The organism is Nocardiopsis prasina DSM 43845, assembly GCF_000341265.1.
GTDB lineage: Bacteria > Actinomycetota > Actinomycetes > Streptosporangiales > Streptosporangiaceae > Nocardiopsis > Nocardiopsis prasina.
The window spans coordinates 1-497 of sequence record NZ_ANAE01000037.1; the positions used below are offsets into that span (position 1 = coordinate 1).

Annotated in this window: 1 protein-coding gene; it reads right to left on the reverse strand. The window is 73.2% G+C overall.

Features of this window, described 5'->3' with window-relative positions:
* The coding region (locus tag D452_RS27445; RefSeq protein WP_017542333.1) for an enoyl-CoA hydratase-related protein at window positions 1-497 on the reverse strand (497 nt) is incomplete at both ends.

A 497-nucleotide genomic window follows, 5' to 3' on the forward strand; every position in this document is an offset into this window, starting at 1 on the left:
TTCGCCCTTCCACTGCGGCGCGCGCTTCTCGGCGAAGGCCGCCGCGCCCTCCATGGCGTCGTGGCTGACGAACACCGGGCCGGCGATCTCGTCTTGGCGCTGCCACATCTCCTCGCTCGACCAGTCGTCGGAGGCGCCGATGACCTCCTTGGAGACGGCGACCGACATCGGGGCGTTGGCCGCGATGCGCTCCGCGAGTCCGCGGGCGCCCTCCAGCGCGCCTCCCGGAGCGGTCACGCTGTTGACCAGGCCCAGCTCGGCCATGCGCGGCGCATCGACGAAGTCGCCGGTCAACGCGAACTCCATGGCGATGTTGCGGGGGATGCGGCGCTGCAGGCGCAGCAACCCGCCGCCGCCGGCCACCAGCCCGCGCTTGACCTCGGGGATGCCGAACTTCGCGTCGTCGGCGGCGACCACCAGGTCGCAGGCCAGTACCGCCTCGAAGCCCCCGGCCAGCGCGTAGCCCTCCACCGCCGCGATCAGCGGCTTGCGCGGCG